The organism is Nocardioides sp. IC4_145 (assembly GCF_011250565.1).
Classification (GTDB): domain Bacteria; phylum Actinomycetota; class Actinomycetes; order Propionibacteriales; family Nocardioidaceae; genus Nocardioides.
In genome coordinates, this window is sequence record NZ_JAANMS010000016.1 from 40,888 (window position 1) to 62,073 (window position 21,186).

Sequence of the window (21,186 nt, forward strand, 5' to 3'; positions counted from 1 at the left end):
ACCAGGGGCGCAACGACGCGTCACGCGGCACATCGAGGAGACCATGAAGCTGGAGATCAAGGGGCTGACCAAGCGGTTCGGCTCCTTCACGGCCAACGACCACATCGACCTCACGGTCGAGCCCGGCGAGATCCACTGCCTCCTCGGCGAGAACGGTGCCGGCAAGTCCACCCTGATGAACATGCTCTACGGCCTGCTCGAGCCGACCGAGGGCGAGATCGTGGTCGACGGCGAGCCGGTCACCTTCACCACCCCGGGTGAGGCGATCGAGGCCGGCATCGGCATGGTCCACCAGCACTTCATGCTGGTCCCCGTCTTCACCGTCGCCGAGAACGTCATGCTCGGCCGCGAGCAGACCCGCCGCGGCGTGCTCGACCGCAAGGCGGCCTCGCGCCTGGTCCGGGACCTCTCGGACCGCTACGGCCTCAAGGTCGACCCCGACGCGCTGGTCGAGGACCTCCCGGTCGGCGTCCAGCAGCGCGTGGAGATCCTCAAGGCGCTCGCGAACGACGCGAAGGTGCTGATCCTCGACGAGCCCACCGCGGTCCTGACGCCGCAGGAGATCGACGAGCTGATGGCGATCATGCGCGGGCTCAAGGAGCAGGGCACCTCGATCATCTTCATCACCCACAAGCTGCGCGAGGTCAAGGCGATCGGTGACCGGATCAGCGTCATCCGCCGCGGCAAGGTCGTCGGCACGGCGCAGCCGTCGGCCAGCGAGGCCGAGCTGGCCGAGCTGATGGTCGGTCGCTCGGTGCAGCTGACCGTGGACAAGGCGCCGGCGACGGGCGGCGCCGCGGTGCTCGAGGCGCGGGGGATCAGCGTCGTCGACCCGCGCGGCCACCTCGTGGTCAAGGACGTCAGCTTCGAGGCGCGCGCCGGCGAGGTGCTCGGCATCGCGGGCGTCCAGGGCAACGGCCAGACCGAGCTGATCAAGTCGCTGCTCGGCCTGGTGCGCCCCGACGCCGGCCAGGTCTGGATCGAGGGCCGCGACATCAGCAGGCACGGCCCGCGCGAGAGCCTGGAGGAGGGGATCGGCTACGTCCCCGAGGACCGCTCGCACGACGGCTTCGTGGGCTCGTTCAGCGTCCGGGAGAACCTCGTGCTCGACCTGTTCCGCAACGAGGAGTTCTCCCGCGGCCCGGTGCTCAAGCGCGACGCGATCGAGGCGAACGCGCGCCACCGGATCGAGGAGTTCGACATCCGCACCGAGACGATGGAGACCCCGGTGGCGTCCCTCTCGGGCGGCAACCAGCAGAAGGTCGTCGTGGCGCGGGAGTTCTCCCGCCCGCTGAAGGTGCTCATCGCCTCGCAGCCGACCCGCGGCGTGGACGTCGGCTCGATCGAGTTCATCCACAAGCGGATCATCGCCGAGCGCGACCGTGGCACCGCCGTGATCATCGTGTCGACCGAGCTCGACGAGATCTACGCGCTCTCCGACCGCATCGCGGTCATGTACGACGGCCGCATCGTCGGCACCGTCGACCCCAGCATCCCTCGTGAGGAGATCGGACTGATGATGGCCGGGGCCACCACCCCCGCTGCCGCGAACGGCGGTGCGGCATGAGCGAGACCCCGAAGGACCCGCTCGGTCCGGGCGCCCCGGACAGCGGCGTCCAGGGCCAGGGCACGACCACCCAGGGCGCCGTGCCGGCGGGCAAGAAGGACGCCGGCAGGAACGGGGCCGGGCGCGACCGCGACCTGACCTCCTGGCTGCCCACCGTCGTCGACAGCATCGCCGCGGTGGTGCTGGCGCTGCTCGTCGGCGCCCTCCTCATCATGTTCTCGACCCCGCGCGTCGTGGAGTCGCTGAGCTACTTCTTCAGCTACCCGTGGGACTTCTTCAAGTTCTCGGGAGAAGCGGTCTGGGACGGCTACCGCGCGCTGATCTCCGGCTCGGTCGGGTCCGGCACCGCCTGGACCCGCACCCTCGAGCGGGCCGCGCCGCTGATCTGCGCCGGCCTCGGCGTGAGCCTGGCGTTCCGCGCCGGCATGTTCAACATCGGCGCGCAGGGCCAGATCCTGCTCGGCGCACTGGTCGGCGGTTTCATCGGCTTCCACTACGACCTGCCGCCGGGCATCCACCTGCTGGCTGCGCTGCTCGGCGCACTGGTCGCCGGGGCGGCGTGGGGCGCGATCGCGGGCATCCTCAAGGCGCGGACCGGCGCCCACGAGGTGATCACCACGATCATGCTCAACTACGTCGGCCGGTTCACGATGCTCTACTTCCTCGGCAAGGAGGCGCTCCAGCGCCCCGACAGCGACAACCTGCTCTCGCCGCCGGTCGACGACAGCGCCGCGTTCCCGACGATCGCCGGCGTGCACGTCGGCGTCCTGCTCGCCGTCGTCGCCGCGCTGTTCGTGTGGTGGCTGCTCGAGCGCAGCACGCTCGGCTTCGAGATGCGCGCGGTGGGCGCCAACCCCGACGCGGCCCGCACCGCGGGCATGAGCGTGGCCCGGGTCTACGTCTCGGCGATGGCGCTGGCCGGCATGCTCGCCGGCCTGGCGGCCACGATGACCGTGCTGGGCCGTCAGGACTCGCTGACCGACCAGGTCGCGGGCACGGTCGGCTTCGACGCGATCACGGTCGCGCTGCTCGGTCGGACCACGCCGCTCGGCACCGTGCTCGCCGGCCTGCTCTTCGGCGCGCTCTCCGCGGGCGGCCTGAGCATGCAGGGCGCGGCCGGCGTGCCGCCGGAGCTCACGCAGGTGCTGCAGGCGCTGATCGTGCTCTTCGTGGCGGCACCCGCGCTGGTGCGCGGGATCTTCCGGCTGCGCGGCCAGGGCCGCAAGGCCGACGTGATGGCGACGGGTTGGTGAGGGACGAGATGACGACGACCACGACCGGGCCGGCCGCGGCCAGCCCGAGCCCCGAGGCTCCCGTCCGCGACCGTGCCGACGTACGCCGCCAGGTGCGCCTGGTCATCACCTTCGGGCTGGTGCTGGCGGCGCTGGTGGTCTTCGCGCTGCTCATCGAGGACCCGAAGTTCACCTACCTGCTGGGGGAGAAGCGGACCGCCGAGTTCACCCCGAAGGACGCCAACGCGACCGTCATCTCGTGGGGGGCGGTCGTCGTCGCGGCCATCGCGCTCGTGCTCGCGGTGCTCGACCGGTTCCCGCGCGGTTGGAAGGGCGCGCTGCTCGGCATCCTGGTCGGGCTGGCGTTCTACGCCGGGTTCCTCATGTGGGCCTACACCGACCAGGGCGAGGGCGGCTTCCAGGCCTTCATCGCCAACCCGATCCCGGGCACCATCCGGATCGCGACGCCGCTGGTGCTGGGCGCCCTGGCCGGCTGCCTGTGCGAGCGGGCCGGCGTCATCAACATCGCCATCGAGGCGCAGTTCCTCTCCGGCGCGTTCTTCGCCTCGGTGTTCTCCAGCATCGCCTACAGCTCGCTGGTCTTCATCCCGGTCGCCCTGTGCGCGGTCTTCGGCCTGCTCGGCGGCGTCCTCGCCGGTGTCCTCATCGCTGCGATGCTCGGCTGGTTCGCGCTGCGCTACCGGGTCAACCAGGTCGTCCTCGGCGTCGTGCTCGTCGCCTTCGCGACCGGCCTGACCAGCTTCCTGCTCGGCCAGATCCCGAGCGACCACAAGGAGACGCTCAACGACCCGCAGGTGCTGGAGAAGATCGAGATCCCGGTCCTCGCCGACATCCCGGTCGTCGGTGACGCCCTGTTCAACCAGACGCTGCTGGTCTACCTGATGTACGCCTCGGTCGCGCTCGTCACCTTCCTGCTCTTCCAGACCCGGTGGGGCCTGCGGGTCCGCGCGGTCGGCGAGCACCCGAAGGCCGCCGACACCGTCGGCATCCAGGTCAACCGGGTCCGCTGGCAGGCGGTGCTCCTCGGCGGCGTCTTCGCGGGCCTCGGCGGGGCGTACTACACCGTCGGCTCCACCGGCGCGTTCGACCGCGAGGTCTCGGCCGGCACCGGCTTCATCGCGCTCGCCGCGGTGATCATGGGCCGTTGGCACCCGGTCGGCGCGACGTTCGCCGCGGTGTTCTTCGGCTTCATGTGGAACCTGCAGAACCAGCTGTCGTTCGTGCAGCCGGTCCCCGGCGAGCTGCTGGGCGCGGCGCCGTACCTCGCCACCATCATCGCCGTGGCCGGCTTCGTCGGCCGGGTCCGCCCGCCGGCGGCCGACGGCGAGCCGTACGTGAAGGGGTGACGGCGATGAGCCAGGGCACGAGCGAGGAGTTCGACTGGGAGGGCCTGCGCGAGCAGGCCGTCGCGGCGATGCGGCGCGCGTACGCGCCGTACTCCGGCTACCCCGTCGGCGCCGCCGCGGTCGTCCAGGACGGGCGCACCGTGGCGGGGTGCAACGTGGAGAACGCCGGGTACGGCGTGACGTTGTGCGCCGAGTGCGGGCTGGTGAGCCAGCTCCACATGACCGGCGGCGGGCTGCTGACGCACTTCGTGTGCGTCGACAGCGAGGGCACGGTGATCATGCCGTGCGGCCGCTGCCGCCAGCTGCTGTGGGAGAACGGCGGCGCGGACCTGCAGGTGATGACCCCCCTCGGCGTGCGACCCATGACCGAGGTGCTGCCCCAGGCGTTCGGACCGGACGACCTGGCGAGAGGAGAACAGTCTTGAGCACCCACGACGCCGTCGAGGTGATCACCGCCAAGCGGGACCGGCAGTCCCTGAGCGACTCCCAGATCGACTGGGTCGTCGACGCCTACACCCGCGGCGACGTCGCCGACGAGCAGATGGCCTCGCTGGCCATGGCGATCCTGCTCAACGGCATGGACCAGCACGAGATCGCCCGGTGGACCGCCGCGATGATCGCGTCGGGGGAGCGGATGGAATTCTCCTCCCTCTCCCGCCCGACCGCCGACAAGCACTCCACCGGCGGCGTCGGCGACAAGATCACCCTGCCGCTCGCTCCGTTGGTCGCGGCCTGCGGCGTGGCGGTGCCGCAGCTCTCCGGCCGCGGGCTCGGGCACACCGGCGGCACGCTCGACAAGCTCGAGGCGATCCCGGGCTGGCGCGCCTCGCTGACCAACGCCGAGATGATGGAGCAGCTGGAGTCGGTCGGCGCGGTCATCTGTGCCGCAGGCGAGGGCCTGGCCCCCGCGGACAAGAAGCTCTACGCCCTGCGCGACGTCACGGGCACCGTCGAGGCGATCCCGCTCATCGCGTCGTCGATCATGAGCAAGAAGATCGCCGAGGGCACGGGCGCGCTCGTCCTCGACGTCAAGGTCGGCTCCGGCGCCTTCATGAAGGACGTCGACCGCGCGCGCGAGCTCGCCGAGACGATGGTCGCGCTCGGCACCGACGCCGGCGTGCGGACCACCGCGCTGCTCACCGACATGTCGGTCCCGCTCGGCCGCACCGCCGGCAACGCGATCGAGGTCGCGGAGTCCGTGGAGGTGCTCGCCGGCGGTGGTCCTGCCGACGTCGTCGAGCTCACCGTCGCGCTGGCCCGCGAGATGCTCGCCGGTGCGGGCGTCACCGACGTCGACCCGGCCGACAAGCTGGCCGACGGCTCGGCGATGGACGTCTGGAAGGCGATGATCCGCGCCCAGGACGGCGACCCCGACGCGGCGCTGCCCACCGCGCGCGAGCAGCACGTCGTCACCGCCCCCTCGACCGGTGTGCTGACCCGCCTCGACGCGATGTCGGTCGGCCTGGCCGCGTGGCGCCTCGGCGCCGGCCGGGCCCGCAAGGAGGACCCGGTGCAGGCCGGTGCGGGCGTCGTCTGGCACGCGCGCCCCGGCGACCGGGTCACCGAGGGCGAGCCGCTCTTCACGCTGCTGACCGACGACGAGCACCGCTTCGAGCGGGCCCTGGCCTCGCTCGAGGGCGGCTACGAGGTCGCGGACGGTGACACCGACTTCACGCCCGGGCCGCTCGTCATCGACCGGATCGGCTGACCGGTGCGCGGCGGGCGCGGCCCGGTCCCCGGACCCCGGGAGTCCGCCGCGCTCGTCTTCGGCTCGTCGGCGGCGGTGCTCGTCGTCGAGCTGGTCGCCCTCCGGCTGCTCGCGCCGTACCTCGGCCTGACGCTGGAGACCAACACCCTGGTCATCGGCCTGGCGCTGGCGGCGATCGCGGTCGGCTCGTGGGCCGGGGGACGGGCGGCGGACGTCGTCGACCCGCGGGCAGCCCTCGCGCCGCTGCTCGGGGTGTCGGGGGTGGTGGTCGCCAGCACACCGTTCCTGGTCCGGGGCGCGGCCGAGACCGGTGACGGCTCGCTGCTGCTGCCCGCCACCGCGCTCGCGATCGGCGTGCCGGGGGCGCTGCTCTCCGCGGTCACGCCGATGGTCACCAAGCTGGCGCTCACCTCGCTGGCGGAGACCGGGACGGTCGTCGGCCGGCTCTCCGGCATCGGCACCGCCGGGTCGATCGTCGGCACCGTGCTCACCGGGTTCGTGCTGGTCTCGGCCTTGCCGGTCAGCGGCATCCTCGTCGGGCTCGGCGTCCTGCTCGTGCTGGTGGCGGTCGTGGTCGGGGTGCGGGTGCGGGGCTGGCGGGCGGCCGCCCCGGCGCTGGCGCTCCTGGTCGGCGGCGCCGGCATCGGCGGCCTCGCGACGGTCCTCGCGTCGGGCGGCTGCGACGTCGAGACGCGCTACCACTGCGCCCGGGTCGAGACCGAGCCGCCGGGCGGATCCGGGCGGGTGCTGGTGCTCGACGGCCTGCGCCACTCCTACGTCGACCTCGACGATGCCACCCACCTGGAGTTCGAGTACGTCCAGGCGATCGCGTCCGTCGTCGACGCGGCCTTCCCGGCGGGCGAGCCGCTGGCGGCGTACCACCTGGGCGGCGGCGGGCTCACCTTCCCCCGCTACCTCGCCGAGGTGCGTCCAGGCACGAAGAGCCTGGTCTCGGAGATCGACCCGGGCGTGCTCGCCCTCGACCGGGACCTGCTGGGGCTCGAGACCGGCCCAGCGCTGCAGGTGCGCGTCGAGGACGGGCGGCTCGGCCTCGGGCGCCTTCCCGCCGACAGCCGCGACCTGGTGGTCGGCGACGCGTTCGGTGGCGTGAGCGTGCCGTGGCACCTGACGACCCGCGAGGCCATGGAGCAGGTGTCGCGCGTGCTCCACGACGACGGGGTGTACGTCGCCAACCTCATCGACCACGGACCGCTCGCTTTCGCCCGCGCCCAGGTGGCGACCCTGCGCGAGGTGTTCGCCCATGTCGGCCTCGTCGCGCGGCCCGGTGCCTTCAGCCGGGTCGACGGCGGCAACCTCGTCGTCGTCGCCTCGGACCGTCCGCTGGACCTCGGCGCGGTGACCCGGTCGCTGGCCGCGCGGGACCTCGCGTGGGAGGCCCGGGCCGGCCTCGACCTCGACGGCTGGGTCGGCGGCGCCGAGGTGCTGACCGACGACCACGCGCCGGTCGACCAGCTCCTCAGCCACGCCACGGGCTGAGCGGCCCCGGGGGTTGTGACCGGAGCCCGTTGCGGGCACAGGCCCTCCAACGTGTGTCCGGGTCGAACCAGGAGGAGTGTCGTGACCACAGCGCCGCCGGAGCAGGACCAGCGAAGGGGAGCGTTCTCCTCCCGCCGGGTCTTCATCCTCGCCGCCATCGGTTCCGCCGTGGGGCTGGGCAACATCTGGCGCTTCCCCTACGTCGCCTACGAGAACGGCGGCGGCGCGTTCGTCATCCCCTACCTCGTCGCCCTGCTCACCGCGGGCCTGCCGTTCCTCTTCCTCGACTACGCGCTGGGGCACCGCCACCGCGGCTCCGCGCCGCTGTCCTTCGCACGGCAGTCCCGCCGCACCGAGGGGCTGGGGTGGTGGCAGGTCGGCATCTGCTTCATGATCGCCATCTACTACGCCGCGGTCATCGCCTACGCCCTGCGCTACACGTTCTTCTCCGTCGGCCAGTCGTGGGGCGACGACCCCGAGGGCTACTTCTTCGAGGACTTCCTCCAGGTCGACGGCTCCGGGATCACCACCGACGTCGTCGTCGGCGTGCTGGTGCCGTTGCTCGTCGTCTGGGCGGCAGTGCTGCTGATCATGGGCCTGGGCGTGCAGAAGGGCATCGGCGCGAGCTCGGTGGTCTTCATCCCGCTGCTGGTCGTCGCCTTCGTGGTCCTGGTGGTCCGGTCGCTGTTCCTCCCCGGCGCGGCAGCGGGCCTCGACGAGCTCTTCACCCCCGACTGGGGCGCCCTGGCCAACGCGTCGGTGTGGGCGGCGGCCTTCGGCCAGATCTTCTTCTCGCTGTCGATCGGCTTCGGCATCATGATCACCTACGCCTCCTACGTCGGCCGGCGCACGGACATGACCGGCTCCGGCTTCGTGGTCGGCTTCGCCAACTCCGGCTTCGAGCTCCTGGCTGGCATCGGCGTCTTCGCCGCGCTCGGGTTCATGGCCCAGGCCAACGGGGTCGCGGTCGACGAGGTGGTCGCCGACGGCATCGGGCTGGCGTTCGTGGCGTTCCCCGCGATCATCAGCGAAGCCCCCGGCGGTGCGCTCATCGGCGTGCTGTTCTTCGGCTCGCTCGTCATCGCCGGCCTGACCTCGCTCGTCAGCGTGCTTGAGGTCGTCGTCTCCGCGGTGCGCGACAAGCTCGCGCTCACGCGCCTCACCGCCGTCGCGGTCGTCGGCGGCCCGGCCGCTCTCATCAGCCTCGCGCTCTTCTCGACCACGAGCGGCCTGTCGGTGCTCGACATCGTCGACTACTTCATCAACCGCTTCGGCATCCTGCTCGTCGCGGTCGTCTCGATGGTGGTGCTGGCCTGGTTCGTCCGGGCGCTGCCCGGCCTCGCCGGCCACCTCAACCGGCACGGGTCGATCCGGTTGGGCCGGGTCTGGATGGCTCTGGTGGCGATCGTCGCGCCCGCCGCGCTGGCCTTCGTGCTGGTCCGCGACTTCCTCGACACGCTCGAGGAGCCGTACGGCGGCTACCCGGGCTGGATGCTCGGCGTCTTCGGCTGGGGAGCCGCCGGCCTGGTGCTGGTGCTCGGCTTCGTGCTGGCCGCGCTGCCGTGGCACCGCTCGGTCGACCTCAGGCCGGGGGAGACGGCCGGGACCGACCGGGAGGAGGTGGACCGATGAGCACCGACGCGATCGTGATGATGGTGGTGGCGATGCTCGTGCTGTGGGGCGGCCTGGCGCTGGCGGTGCTGAACATCAGCCGCAGCGGTGGGACCGCTGCCGGGGACGGCGGTGCCGAGCCGCCGACGCACGAGACGTACGGCGGTCGGCGGGACCTCTAGCCGCTGGGCCGGGACGACCGGTTAGGGCTTGCGGCCCCAGTCGGCCTGCTCGCCGAGGGCCAGCCGCTTGCGATCGGTCCCGTCGGCCCGCGCGCGGACGACGTAGGCGGTCCCGGACGCATCGTTCGTCAGCGCCACGAACCGCCCCGAGGGGGAGGGCGCACCCCCGGCGTCGCCGCCGCGGGAGGCGAAGCCCTTCAGGACGATGCGCGACGGCGCCGAGTCCTCGCCGTACGGTCCGCGGTCGACCTCGGTGTAACCAAGCTTCCCGGTGGGGGAGAAGAAGAGGTCGGTCCAGTCGGCGTAGCCGCAGCAGTCCCCGCCCGTGGCCATGACCTGGCGCATCTCGCCGGTCGCGGGGTCGTACACGCCGATCGCCTGGTCGAGCCGGCAGTCGGGCGTCCGGACGGCGAGCCGGGAACCACCGGCGACCCGCGGCGACCACGCCAGGTGGCGGTCGGTCGCGAAACGGGCGACGGGCGCCTCGGGTCCCTCGCCGCACTGGCTGCCGGTCTCGTAGCCGCCGACCACCCGCAGCGGGCCGTCCGTGCGGCCGGCAGGGGTCATGAGCAGGGCCTCCTGCTGGTTGCCCTGGGCGTCGACCGCGACCGGTCCGGTGAAGGCGAGCCTCCGTCCGTCCGGGGACCAGGCGACGCCCGCGGAGGCGACCGCGCCGGTGGTCGTAACGGCACGCTGGTCCGTGCCGTCGGCGTCCATCACCCAGGCGTCCCGGCGGCCCCGGATCTCGTGCACGTACGCGATCCGCCGGCCGTTCGGCGACCAGGCCGGCTCGTGGTTCGTGCCGCGGGAGGTCAGCCTCCTGACGTTGCCGCCGGCGAGGCCCATCGTGTGGACCTGGCCGTCCCTGACGAAGGCAATCCGGCCGTCCTCACCGGCGTACGCCGCGTGGGCGGCCGGCGTCGTCGACGCCAGCCCGGCGAGGACGAGCGCGAGGGCGGCGCCGGGTGCGAGCAGCTGTCGGAGGAGACGAGCAGGGACGGACGAGCGAGCGCGGGCACGAGGCATGGGCCAGCCTTCTGGACGGGTCCGGTCAACCTAGGCAGGCCCGTGGGCGGCCGTCATGACCAACATCGGGGACGGCACACGGCACCTGACCGCCCGCCCACTCCATCCCTGTGGGCGGGCGGGGACGGGCCCGCGGTCCGTCAGCCGGCGGCGCGGCGGTACTGCGCCGGCCACAGCTCGGTGCCTTGCACGCCGAGCTCGGCGGCGGCGCGCAGCGGCCAGTGCGGGTCGCGGAGCAGCTCGCGGGCCAGCAGCACCACGTCGGCGGAGCCGTCGGCCAGGACGTCCTCAGCCTGCTTCGGCTCGGTGATCAGGCCGACCGCTCCCGAGGGGATGCCGGCCTGGGTGCGGATGCGCCGGGCGAAGGGCACCTGGTAGCCCGGTCCGACCGGGAGGTCCGCGGGCGCGTTGCCGCCGGTCGACGTGTCGACGAGGTCGACGCCCTCCTCGCGGAGCAGCGCGGCGAGGCGGACCGTCTCGTCGGCGGTCCAGCCGCCCTCGAGCCAGTCGGTCGCGGAGACCCGCACGAGCAGCGGAACGCCGGCGGCGACCCGCCCGCGGACCTCGCGGACGACCTCCAGGACCAGCCGGACGCGGTCGTCGAACCCGCCGCCGTACTCGTCGGTGCGGTGGTTCGACAGCGGCGAGAGGAACTCGTGGAGCAGGTAGCCGTGCGCGGCGTGGATCTCCAGCACGTCGAACCCGGCAGCGACCGCGCGCTCCGCGGCGTCGCCGAACGCGGTCACGACACGGCGGATGCCGGCGGCGTCGATCTCGTCGACGTCCTCGCGCAGGCCCGGGTACGCCGCCGCCGACGGCCCGACCGGCTGCCAGCCGCCGTCGGTGTCCGCGACGCCGCCGCGCCGGCCGTCGAAGCCGGAGTGCGTCGACGCCTTGCGGCCGGCGTGCGCGAGCTGGATGCCGGCGGCGGCGCCCTGGCCCTTGACGAACGCGACGATCCGGGCCCAGGCGGCCTGCTGCTCGTCGTTCCAGAGCCCCGTGTCGTCGGGGGAAATGCGCCCCTCGGGCACGACCGCCGTGGCCTCGCTGATCACCAGCCCGGCGCCGCCGCGGGCGAACGAGCCGAGGTGCACGAGGTGCCAGTCGTTCGGCACGCCGTCGACCGCGGAGTACTGGCACATCGGCGCCACCCACACCCGGTTGCGGACGGTGACGTCGCGGAGGGTGATCGGGGTGAAGAGCTGGCTCACGGGGTGCTGCCTCCTGCACGGGGTCGCGGATGGTCCGGATGCCCCAACCGCGGGCGCCGCCGTGGGATTCCTCGGGTAGTCCTCGCGGGCGCTCAGCCGCCGCCGGCCGGGAGCGCCTCGAGCAGGACGTCGGGGTGGTCGCGGGCAGTGACCTTGGCGCGCCACTGGTCGACGAAGAGCGCGAGGTGGGTGCCGTCGCTGCGCTGCAGGATCTCCACGCCGCGCATGCCGGCCAGTGCCTCGGCGCCGGCGGCGTCGGTGCGGCGGGCGAGCTGGTAGTCGAGGCGGCTGAACCGGATGGGAGCGTTGAACTCGTTGGTCATCCGGTCCTCGACGACCTCGAACTGCATCGGCCCGACCGCCGCGAGGACCGGGTTCTGGTCGCCGCGCAGGTCGGAGCGGAGCACCTGGACGACGCCCTCCTGGTCCAGCTGCTCGATGCCGCGGCGGAACTGCTTGTAGCGGCCGATGTCGCCGGCGCTGGCGGTCACGAAGTGCTCGGGGGCGAAGGTCGGGACGGGCGGGTACTCGATCGGCTCGCCGACGTAGATGGTGTCGCCCACGCGCAGCGAGGTGGCGTTGACCAGGCCGATGATGTCGCCCGGCTCCGCGGTCTCCACCGACGTCGTCTCGCGCCCGAAGACCGCCTGGGCGAACTTGGTCGCGAACGGCCGGCCGGTGGCGGCGTGGGTGACGACCATGCCGCGCTCGAAGGTGCCGGACACGACCCGCGCGTAGGCCAGCCGGTCGCGGTGGGCGGCGTTCATGCCGGACTGCACCTTGAACACGAACGCGCTGAAGTCGTCCGCCACGCGACGTACCGACCCGTCGACGCCCTCGGCCGGGCCGGGGGCCGGGGCCAGGTCGAGCAGCAGGTCGAGGAGCTGGGCGACGCCGAAGTTCTGCAGGGCGGAGGCGAACATGACCGGTGTCGTGCGGCCGGCGAGGAACGCGTCCTGGTCGTGGTCGGCCTCGTCGAGGCCGAGCAGCTCGTGCTCCTCGACGGCGTCGGCCCACACGTGCGCGTCGTCCGCGCCTACCTCGTCGGGCGAGAGCCGGACCTCAGGGGCGCGGGTGGCGCCACCGGCCGTGCGGGTGTACTTCACGAACTCACCGGTCCGACGGTCCAGCACGCCGCGGAAGTCGCCCGCCTCGCCGACCGGCCAGGTCAGCGGCGTGGGGCGGAGGCCGATCTTCTCCTGGATGAGGTCCATCAGGCCCAGCGCGGAGAGGCCGGGGCGGTCCCACTTGTTGATGACGGTGATGACCGGGATGCCGCGCAGCGCGCAGACCCGGAACAGCTTGAGCGTCTGCGGCTCGAGCCCCTTGCCCGCGTCGACGAGCATCACGGCCGAGTCGACCGCGGACAGCACCCGGTAGGTGTCCTCGGAGAAGTCGCTGTGGCCGGGGGTGTCGACCAGGTTCACCACGTGGTCGCGGTAGACGAACTGCAGCGCCGCCGAGGTGATCGAGATGCCGCGGGCCTTCTCCATCGCCATCCAGTCCGACACCGTCGCGCGCCGGTCGCCCTTGCCGTGCACGGCGCCGGCCTCGTTGATCGCCCGGGCGTGCAGCGCGAGCGCCTCGGTCAGCGTCGACTTGCCCGCGTCCGGGTGGCTGATGACGGCGAAGGTACGGCGGGGGCGAGCGTCGGGCACCCCGGGAATCTACGCGCTGAGGCCCGTCGGGCGTGCTTCCTCGGCGTCACCGCGCGCGAGCGACGAGGTCGTCCAGGACCTCACGCGCCGCGGGCCCGGGCGACCACGAGCGGGGCCACCCCGAGGTGCTCCACGGGTCCGGCACGGACAGCTGCCAGGTCCCGCAGACCGAGGGCAGTGCGACGCGCTCGCCCAGGGCGGTCAGGCCGACCAGGGACAGCTGCGGCGCCTCTGGGCAGCTGCGGAACGGCACGCGGGGGAGCTCCCCGCGCAGGTCGGCACGGAGCACTGCCAGCTCGACCGCCGCGACCTCCGCCCGTCGCATCCCGTCCGCTGTCCGCACGCACAGCACGGCCAGCTCGAGCTCGTCCGGGCGGGCGACGGCTGCGGCGCGGGCCCCTTCTCCGCAGTCGACGGTCGTCCGGTCGGGTGGGAGCGCGGGCGGCTCCGCGCCGGCGCGCTGCTCACGCAGCAGGGCGGCGTACTCCCGCAGCAGCTCGTCGGCGCCCTGGCGCTGGGCGGCCCCGACGACGACGAGCCCGCAGCCGTACAGCGCGCCGGAGACGTGGTAGCGGCTGCCGTCGGGGTAGCCGAAGACGATGCGGTAGCCGTAGCCCAGTTCCTCGGTGCACGCGAGGCCGTCCTCGGGCCGCGGGAGCTCGTTGACGGCGTCGACGAGACGGTCGACCCCGACGGTCAGGACCTCGGGCGGCACCTCGAGCCGGTGACCGTTGCCGGGGCACAGGCGGGCCGAGGTCGCGCCCTGCGGGACGACGTCGGGAGCGCCGTCGCGGGCCTCGTCGAAGAAGCCCGGGTCGCGCCCTCCGGCTGGCGCCGGAGGGCAGTCCTTGGCCGCGACGGGGGCGTCGACCGCCGACCGGTCCGTGGGGTCGTGAACCGCAGGGCCACCGGTCAGGGACGTGGTCGCGACGGCGACGGCCACGGCGGCGCCCGCCGCTCCGCCCACCAGAGCCGTGGTGCGGAGCCGGGCGGCCGCGCGTGCCCTGCGCATCGCGCCGGTGGCCCGATCGGGTGCTGGCTGCGGTTCGGGGACCACCTCGTGGAGACCCTCGCGGAGCCACTTCTCGTCATCCACCTGCGAGCTCCTCTCGGGCGACGTGGGGCGAGGAGCGCAGGGACCGCAGCGCTCGGGAGGCCTGGCTCTTGACCGTGCCGACACCGATGCCGAGCGCCTCGGCGGTCTCGCGCTCGCTGAGGTCCTCGAAGTAGCGCAGCACGACCACTGCCCGCTGACCGCGGGGCAGCGTCGCCAGCGCGGTGACCAGGTCCAGCCGCGCGCTGCTGTCCGACCCTGGCGCGGGTCCCTCGGGGAGGTCGGCGGTGGGGCGCTCGCCGCGCCACTTCCGCCGCCACCACGAGGCGTACGTCGTGAACATCGTGCGGCGGACGTAGGCCTCGAACGCCTCCGGACCCACGCGCTCCCAAGCCCGCCAGCTCCTGGCCAGCGCCGTCTGGACCAGGTCCTCCGCCAGCTGGTGGTCGCCGGTCAACAACCAGGCGGCGCGCCACAACGCGTCGCCGCGCGCCGCCACGAACCCCTCGAACGTGACGGCGCGCTGATTGCGCCGTGCTGCCGCCGGCTCGTCCACCGTGCTCCGCTCCATCCGTCACGCTCCTCAGCCACCTGAACCGCCGGGACCGTGCGAAAGGTTGTCACGCCGGTCCCCGGTCCGCGGGGCCGCTCAGGAGGCTCAGGAGGGCTCGGGGGGTTGGGGGGCCGCCGGGGAGCGCGCCGACGGGTCGGCCCCGAGGGCGGCTGCTCGGCGGGTCACCACCTGATGCCCCCGCAGCCACCACAGTGCCAGCAGGCGGTCGGCTCCGGCGTACGGCGGGAGGTGCGGGCAGTCGGAGAGCGGACGGCCGGCCCGGGCGGCGAGCACGCCCTCGTGCCACGCCTCCACGAGGAACCGGCGGGTGGCCCGCGGCGGGGCGTGGTCCGCGCTGGTCACGCCGCGGGGTCCGGCCCGGCCACCCGCTCAGCCCGCCCGACCGCCGGCGGACGCCAGTGCGTCCTTGTCGGTCTCGGCCGTCTTCTTGGGACGCTCAGGCACGTGGCGCGGACCCATCGGCGCGTGCGGGCGCGCACCGGGCCGGTCGAGCCAGCGGTCGACCACCAGGTAGTTCAGCGCCAGGCCGACAGCGCCCCAGATCGCGATCACCAGGAGGTCGCCGCCCACGCCGGTCCCGTCGAGGTAGACGATCGAGCGGGCCAGGTCGACCGCGGCGGGCAGCGGCAGCACGTCGGCGAGCGGACGGAAGAAGTCCGGCACCATGTAGATCGACAGCCCGCCGCCGGAGGCCGGCACGCCGGCCAGCATCACGACGATCATCACCGGGACCAGCGCACCCAGGCCGCCGACCCGGATCAGGGTCGCGCTCGCCCAGGCGACCGCGAAGACGGTCAGCGTGCCGTAGCCGATGAGCTCGAGCGCGTGCCCGTTGACCGCGCCGATGAGCACGTCGTAGAGGAACCACAACCAGACCGAGATGCCGAGCGACCACCCCGCGACGAGCGGCATCAGCTGGCGGGTGCGGGTGAGGTCGGGCGCCCCGCCGCGCATGACGGCGAAGAACAGGAACCCGGCCATGATCCAGCCCATCCCGACGTACATGCTGTTGCTGCCGGCGGTGTCGTCGTCGGTCAGCGGCGCGATGTCCTCGGTGGCGATCTCGCTCCCGCCCTCGGCCGCCACGGCGGAGAACATCTGGACCACGGTCGACTGCTGGCTGGCGCCCGCGCCGGCGGCGGTGACCAGGGTCGGGCTCCCGCCCTGCGTGGTCGGCAGGACGTACGCCGCCACGAGGTCCTGGCTGCGGATGAGGTCGGCGGCCTCGTCCTCGGAGTCGACCACCTCGAGGTCGAGGTAGTCGCCGAGGCCGGGCTCGAGCTGGTCGACCACCTGCCCGGCGGCGTCGGCCGGGCCGACGACCGCGACCGGCATGTCGTGGATGTCGGGTTGGTGCATCGACAGGCTCATCACGGTGACGACGGTGACGAGGATGCTCAGGGGGAACAGCGCCACGGCGACCAGGCGGCGGCGGTACGGCGCGACCGGTCCGCCGGACAGCGCCGGGAGCGGGGCGTCCGGCTCGGTGTAGAGCGGGCCGCCGACGATCATCGTCCCCGAGCGGCGCTCCTTGAGGAACGCCAGGCCAGCGCCGGCGACCAGCCAGACGGCGAGCGTCAGCACGTGGCCCCAGAAGCCGACGCCGTCGAAGTAGATCGCCGACCGGAGGGCCTCGCCGGCGGCCGGCAGCGGGAGCAGCTCGTGCAGCCACTGGAGGAACCCTGGCATCGTGTGGATCGAGAGGGCGAGGTTGGACGCCGGCACGCCGAAGACGACCAGCAGGAGCATCCCGAGGAGCACGGCGAACGGCCCGAGGACCTTGGTGAACAGCAGCTGCGCCGCGGCGACCGCGGTGACCGCGAGCGTGCCGACGCCCAGGAACAGCGGGTAGTGCCCGTCGACGGCGCCGACGATCGGCCCGAGGATCAGCCAGATCAGCGAGCTGGTCAGCGCGCCCCAGCCGACCGCGATCGGCAGGAAGCGGCGCACGCGGAGCAGGTTGGGCGTCCCGAGCAGCATGGCGCTCAGCGGGACGTAGCCGGCGAGCATCATGCCCATCGCGGCGAACAGGACCATGGTGCCCGAACCGTCCCCGTCGGGCAGCGGCGCGAGGTCGACGGTCTCCACCTGCCAGGACTCCGCGACCGCCGCGGCGCCGAGCGTGCGGTCGACGAGCGTGGCCTGGGAGGCGCCGCCGGCCATGGCGCGGTGGATCGTCGCCGTCCCGCCCTGGGCGGGGACCGAGATCGCGCCGGCGATCTCCTCGTCCGCGACGAGGTCCTCGACGTCGGAGACGTCGTCCACACGGCGTACGTCGAGGGCGCCGTCGGACTCCGCCTCGAGCCGGTCCGCGAACCGGTCGGCGGCCGCGCCCTCGCCGACGGCGGCCACCGGCAGGTCGCGCGGCTGCGGGTCGTGCATCGTGCCCATGTACGTCGCGTACATCATCGTCACGATCAGGAACGGCATCACGAACAGGGCGGCCATCCGGCCCTTGCGCTCGGCCGGGGTCTCCGGCGGGGGCGGCGGGTACTTCGCGTCCGTCGCGGCCGGGTCGCCCGGCCCGCTCAGGTCTTGTCGGTCGGTCATCGTCGGCGGGTCCTGTGCCTCTCGCGCGGCCGCAGTGTTGGCGTGCCGCTGGTCGTCCTCGCGCCCGGACGGGCTCGCCGTCGATAGTAAGCCAAGTGGCGTAATACGGGGAAAGCGCTAGGGTCGGGGCTTCTCCTGCCGCCGATCGAGAGGGAGACATGCCGCGTCCGGACGCCCGGGTGCCCCTGCTCGACGCCGCCGAGCGGCTCTTCGCGGAGCGGGGCATCGCCACGGTCTCGGACCGCCAGGTCGCCGAGGCCGCGGGCAACAGCAACCACTCGGCGGTGCGCTACTACTTCGCCGGCCGCACCGGCCTGGTCGAGGCGCTGCTCGAGCGTCACCGCGCGGCGGTCGAGCCCGCCCAGCAGCGGATGTTCGCGCAGTCCGACTCCCTCCTGGGAGACGTCCGCGCGCTCGTCATCCCCTTGACGGACTCCTTCGCGGAGCTCCCGACGCCGTCGTGGCGTGCGCGGTTCCTGCAGCAGGCGCTGAGCGACCCGACCACCACCGAGCTGATGCGTGCGGGCACGGGCCGGTTCCCCACCTCCGGGCGCATCGTCGTCTCGGCCGCCGAGCGGCTCGCCCACCTCGATCGCGGCGTCGTCGAGGCGCGCGCCCGGCTGACCGTGCACGTCGTCATCACCGCCTGCGCCGAGATCGAGGAGCGGGCCCGGGTCTCGGGCGAGCCCCCGCCGTGGCGTGCGGCCGGCGCGTTCCTGTGCGACGCGGTCGGCGGGCTGCTGCAGGCGCCGGTCACGGCGGCGTTCCACGCCTGAGCCGTCGTGCCACCACCCGCGGGGTGCGCGACGAGCACCCCGCCCCGGACGACGACGTGCCCGACCTCATCTGGCAGCGGGCGATGGACGCGCCCCTGGCCGCGCCGGGCGACGGGCCCGGGGACGTCGCGCTCGCGGACGTGCTGCTCGTCCACGGCACGGTGATGAACGGCGGGCTGCTGCACGCGGCCACGGAGTCGTTCAGCCCCGAGGAGCTCGACGCGGCGTACGACGCGGCGGTGCCCGACGCGACGCGACGCTGGAGCAGGCGATGCGGGCGCGGTACGCCGCGTCGCCGGGGTCGTTCGCTCCCGTCGACGACGTCCACGACCCAGCCGCCCCCGACCGCCCCGGGCGTCCGCGCGACCTCTTCCGGCGGCGGCGCTAGCGGGCCGGACGGACCGGAGGGCTCAGTCGGCGAGGAGCAGGACGACGGTCTCGGCGACGCAGGCGGGCTTGGCCTCGCCCTCGATCTCGACCGTGTACCTGATGACCAGCTGCTTGCCGGCGGGGATGTCGGTGACCTCGCCGAAGGCGACGTGACCGCGGATGCGCTTCCCGACGAGCACCGGGTTCGGGAAGCGGACCTTGTTGACGCCGTAGTTCAGCTTCGCGCCGGGGGTGTCGAGCTGGAAGACCTGGCTGCCGAGCCACGGCACCAGCGACAGGGTGAGGTAGCCGTGGGCGATGGTGCCGCCGAAGGGGCCGGTCCTGGCGCGCTCGACGTCGACGTGGATCCACTGGTGGTCGCCGGTGGCCTCCGCGAACCGGTCCACCCGCTGCTGGTCAACCTCCACCCAGTCGGTCGACCCGATGTCGGTCCCGGCCGCCTCGGCGACCTCCTCGAAGCTGGCGAACGTGCGCATGGGGTGCTCCTTGCAGCGATGTTGACGACGAGCAGCGGGGTGCTTGGATGGTCCGCATGCAAGATAGTGCCCCCGCCCCGCTGACCAAGGAGCAGGTGCACCGGGCACCGAAGGTCCTCCTGCACGACCACCTCGACGGTGGGCTCCGCCCGCAGACGATCGTCGAGCTCGCCGCCGGCTGCGGCCACGAGCTGCCCGTGAGCGGCGGTGCCGAGGAGCTCGGCCGCTGGTTCACCGAGTCGGCCGACTCGGGGTCGCTGGAGCGCTACCTGGAGACCTTCGACCACACCGTCGGCGTCATGCAGACCGCGGACGCGCTGACCCGCGTCGCCCGCGAGTGCGTGGAGGACCTGGCGGCGGACGGCGTGGTGTACGCCGAGGTCCGCTACGCCCCCGAGCAGCACGTCCGCGGCGGGCTCAGCCTCGACGAGGTCGTCGCGGCGGTGCAGCGCGGGTTCGACGAGGGCTGCTCGGCCGCCGGCGACCGGATCGTCGTGCGTCAGCTGCTCACCGCGATGCGGCACCAGGCCCGCTCGATGGAGATCGCCGAGCTCGCCGTCGCCTGGCGCGACCGCGGCGTCGCCGGCTTCGACATCGCCGGCGCGGAGGCGGGCTACCCGCCCACCCGGCACCTCGACGCGTTCGAGTACCTCCAGCGCGAGAACTCCCACTTCACCATCCACGCCGGCGAGGCGTTCGGGCTGCCGTCGATCTGGCAGGCCATCCAGTGGTGCGGCGCCGACCGGCTCGGCCACGGCGTGCGGATCATCGACGACATCACCGTCGGCGAGGACGGCCGCGTCGAGCTCGGCCGGCTCGCGGCGTACGTCCGCGACACCCGCATCCCGCTGGAGATGTGCCCGAAGTCCAACCTCCAGACCGGCGCTGCCGCCTCGATCGCCGAGCACCCCATCGGGCTGCTCAAGGAGCTGAGGTTCCGCGTCACGGTCAACACCGACAACCGGCTGATGAGCGGCACCTCGATGACCGAGGAGATGTGGTCGCTCGTCGAGGCGTTCGGCTACGGCGCGCGCGACCTCGAGTGGTTCACCATCAACGCGATGAAGTCGGCGTTCCTGCCCTTCGACCAGCGGCTGGAGATCATCTCCGCCGTCATCAAGCCGGGGTACGCCGCCCTGGCCGGCTGATCGCGCTGGGTTGAAGCCCCTCGCGGACGTCATGCGGACGGAGCACCCGCTCCCACGCTCCGCATGACGTCCGCGGTGCGTTCTGAGGCCACCTCCGGTGCACAGGACGCGGCGCGGCGCGGCCGTCCACAGCCGGGTCGCCGGCCGAGCGCCACCGGTGCCTGCGACGGCGAGCGTGGCCGCATGCCTGCGCAGCCGCCCCACGACCTCGACGCCTTCCGCTCCGCCCGCGCGCTGGCAGCCGCCCAGGGCGGGGTGGTGTCCCGACGCCAGCTCTACGCGGTCGGGGTCACCCGGTGGCAGGTCCGCGGCCAGGTCAGGGCCCGACGGTGGCAGCTGGTCGGCGCCCAGTCGGTGTGCCTGCACAACGCGACCATCAGCGACGCCGGCCACCACTGGGCCGCGGTCTTCCAGGGCGGGCCGCGCGCGTGCCTCGACGGCGCGTCGGCGCTGCTGGCGAGTGGCTTGCAGCGGTACGACGTGGACCGGATCCGGGTGTCGGTGCCTCGAGGAGCCCGGGTGCGACGGGACCGGCGCTACGACATCCGGCAGACGCGGCGTTGGGACGCCGCGGACGTCGTGCCGACCGGGGTGCCTCGGACCCGGCCGGCCACGGCGGCCGTCCGCGCGGCACTCTGGGCACGGACCGACCGGCAGGCGGCGTACCTCCTGACCCTGACGGTGCAGCAGGGTCTCGCGACCGCGGAGGAGGTGGGGACCGAGGCGCTGCGGGTGCGGCGGGACCGCCGCCGGGTTCTGGTGCAGCAGGTGGTGCACGAGCTGCTGGAGGGGGCGCGGACGCTGGACGAGGCGGCGATCGTGCGGGAGCTGGTACGCCGCGGCCTGCCGGCGCCGGCCCGGCAGGTCGTCCGGCGGGGGCGCCACGGCCGGTACGTCCTCGACCTCCACTGGCCCGCGCACCGGGTGGTCGTCGAGGTCGACGGCATCCAGCACGCCTGGGCCGACCACGTCGTGGGCGACGCCGTCCGGCAGAACGACCTCGTCCTGGCCGGTGACCGGGTCCTGCGTGTCCCGATGCTGGGCCTGCGGCTCGAGCCGGACACGTTCTACGGCCAGATCGAGCAGGTGCTCGCCGCGGGGCCGGTCCAGGACCGGGACGTCATGCGGACGGAGCACCCGCCTGCTCGCTCCGGATGAC

General features: G+C 73.5%; 19 protein-coding genes. 11 read left to right on the forward strand and 8 right to left on the reverse strand.

The features are described 5' to 3' along the window. Positions 1-43: 43 nt before the first annotated feature. From G6553_RS09055 to G6553_RS09090, 8 genes are all read left to right on the forward strand, one after another. The gene (locus G6553_RS09055; RefSeq protein ID WP_166191253.1) at positions 44-1,567 is read left to right on the forward strand and encodes an ABC transporter ATP-binding protein; all 1,524 of its coding nucleotides are present in this window, start codon (positions 44-46) and stop codon (positions 1,565-1,567) included. Continuing rightward, a complete protein-coding gene (locus tag G6553_RS09060) occupies positions 1,564-2,820 on the forward strand; it encodes an ABC transporter permease (protein ID WP_166191255.1) in 1,257 nt (418 codons plus the stop codon). Before G6553_RS09055 ends, G6553_RS09060 begins: the two co-directional genes overlap by 4 nt. An 8-nt stretch (positions 2,821-2,828) precedes the next feature. Beyond that, on the forward strand, positions 2,829-4,166 hold the full coding sequence (locus G6553_RS09065; RefSeq protein ID WP_166191257.1) for an ABC transporter permease: 1,338 nt from the start codon (positions 2,829-2,831) through the stop codon (positions 4,164-4,166). Positions 4,167-4,171: 5 nt separating this feature from the next. Next, complete coding sequence (locus G6553_RS09070; protein WP_166191259.1) at positions 4,172-4,591, forward strand: cytidine deaminase; 420 nt, start codon at positions 4,172-4,174, stop codon at positions 4,589-4,591. Beyond that, complete coding sequence (locus G6553_RS09075) at positions 4,588-5,874, forward strand: thymidine phosphorylase (RefSeq protein WP_166191261.1); 1,287 nt, start codon at positions 4,588-4,590, stop codon at positions 5,872-5,874. Before G6553_RS09070 ends, G6553_RS09075 begins: the two co-directional genes overlap by 4 nt. Before the next feature lie 3 nt (positions 5,875-5,877). Then, complete coding sequence (locus G6553_RS09080; protein WP_166191263.1) at positions 5,878-7,371, forward strand: fused MFS/spermidine synthase; 1,494 nt, start codon at positions 5,878-5,880, stop codon at positions 7,369-7,371. 81 nt (positions 7,372-7,452) lie between these two features. Continuing rightward, entirely contained in the window at positions 7,453-9,003 is a 1,551-nt protein-coding gene (locus G6553_RS09085; RefSeq protein ID WP_166191265.1) for a sodium-dependent transporter, read from the forward strand. Then, the gene (locus G6553_RS09090) at positions 9,000-9,164 is read left to right on the forward strand and encodes a methionine/alanine import family NSS transporter small subunit (RefSeq protein ID WP_166191267.1); all 165 of its coding nucleotides are present in this window, start codon (positions 9,000-9,002) and stop codon (positions 9,162-9,164) included. Before G6553_RS09085 ends, G6553_RS09090 begins: the two co-directional genes overlap by 4 nt. A 21-nt stretch (positions 9,165-9,185) precedes the next feature. Here the strand turns inward: G6553_RS09090 and G6553_RS09095 are convergent, their stop codons facing one another. The 7 genes from G6553_RS09095 to G6553_RS09125 form a co-directional block, all read right to left on the reverse strand. Next, positions 9,186-10,190 (reverse strand): PD40 domain-containing protein, encoded by a 1,005-nt coding sequence (locus G6553_RS09095; RefSeq protein ID WP_166191269.1) that lies wholly within the window; start codon positions 10,188-10,190, stop codon positions 9,186-9,188. 140 nt (positions 10,191-10,330) lie between these two features. Next, positions 10,331-11,401 (reverse strand): NADH:flavin oxidoreductase/NADH oxidase, encoded by a 1,071-nt coding sequence (locus G6553_RS09100; protein ID WP_166191271.1) that lies wholly within the window; start codon positions 11,399-11,401, stop codon positions 10,331-10,333. 92 nt (positions 11,402-11,493) lie between these two features. Beyond that, positions 11,494-13,059 (reverse strand): peptide chain release factor 3, encoded by a 1,566-nt coding sequence (locus G6553_RS09105; RefSeq protein WP_166191273.1) that lies wholly within the window; start codon positions 13,057-13,059, stop codon positions 11,494-11,496. Between the two features lie 46 nt (positions 13,060-13,105). After that, positions 13,106-14,155, reverse strand: a complete 1,050-nt coding sequence (locus G6553_RS09110) for a hypothetical protein (protein ID WP_166191275.1) — start codon at positions 14,153-14,155, stop codon at positions 13,106-13,108. Continuing rightward, on the reverse strand, positions 14,148-14,684 hold the full coding sequence (locus G6553_RS09115; RefSeq protein WP_166191277.1) for a SigE family RNA polymerase sigma factor: 537 nt from the start codon (positions 14,682-14,684) through the stop codon (positions 14,148-14,150). The genes G6553_RS09110 and G6553_RS09115 overlap by 8 nt, the downstream gene beginning before the upstream one ends. Positions 14,685-14,771: 87 nt before the next feature. Next, positions 14,772-15,029 (reverse strand): Rmf/CrpP family protein, encoded by a 258-nt coding sequence (locus G6553_RS09120; RefSeq protein WP_166191279.1) that lies wholly within the window; start codon positions 15,027-15,029, stop codon positions 14,772-14,774. 27 nt (positions 15,030-15,056) lie between these two features. Continuing rightward, complete coding sequence (locus G6553_RS09125) at positions 15,057-17,237, reverse strand: ABC transporter permease (RefSeq protein ID WP_166191281.1); 2,181 nt, start codon at positions 17,235-17,237, stop codon at positions 15,057-15,059. A 158-nt stretch (positions 17,238-17,395) separates the two neighbouring features. Between G6553_RS09125 and G6553_RS09130 the strand changes: the two genes are divergently transcribed. Beyond that, positions 17,396-18,013, forward strand: coding sequence for a TetR/AcrR family transcriptional regulator (locus G6553_RS09130; protein ID WP_166191283.1), 618 nt, complete (start codon positions 17,396-17,398; stop codon positions 18,011-18,013). A gap of 410 nt (positions 18,014-18,423) precedes the next feature. Here the strand turns inward: G6553_RS09130 and G6553_RS09135 are convergent, their stop codons facing one another. Continuing rightward, entirely contained in the window at positions 18,424-18,879 is a 456-nt protein-coding gene (locus G6553_RS09135) for a MaoC family dehydratase (RefSeq protein ID WP_166191285.1), read from the reverse strand. A gap of 56 nt (positions 18,880-18,935) precedes the next feature. On the opposite strand from G6553_RS09135, the gene G6553_RS09140 reads away from it, so the two are divergent. Further along, positions 18,936-20,027, forward strand: a complete 1,092-nt coding sequence (locus tag G6553_RS09140; RefSeq protein ID WP_166191287.1) for an adenosine deaminase — start codon at positions 18,936-18,938, stop codon at positions 20,025-20,027. A 183-nt stretch (positions 20,028-20,210) separates the two neighbouring features. After that, on the forward strand, positions 20,211-21,185 hold the full coding sequence (locus tag G6553_RS09145; protein WP_166191289.1) for a DUF559 domain-containing protein: 975 nt from the start codon (positions 20,211-20,213) through the stop codon (positions 21,183-21,185). The last annotated feature ends 1 nt before the right edge of the window (position 21,186 follow it).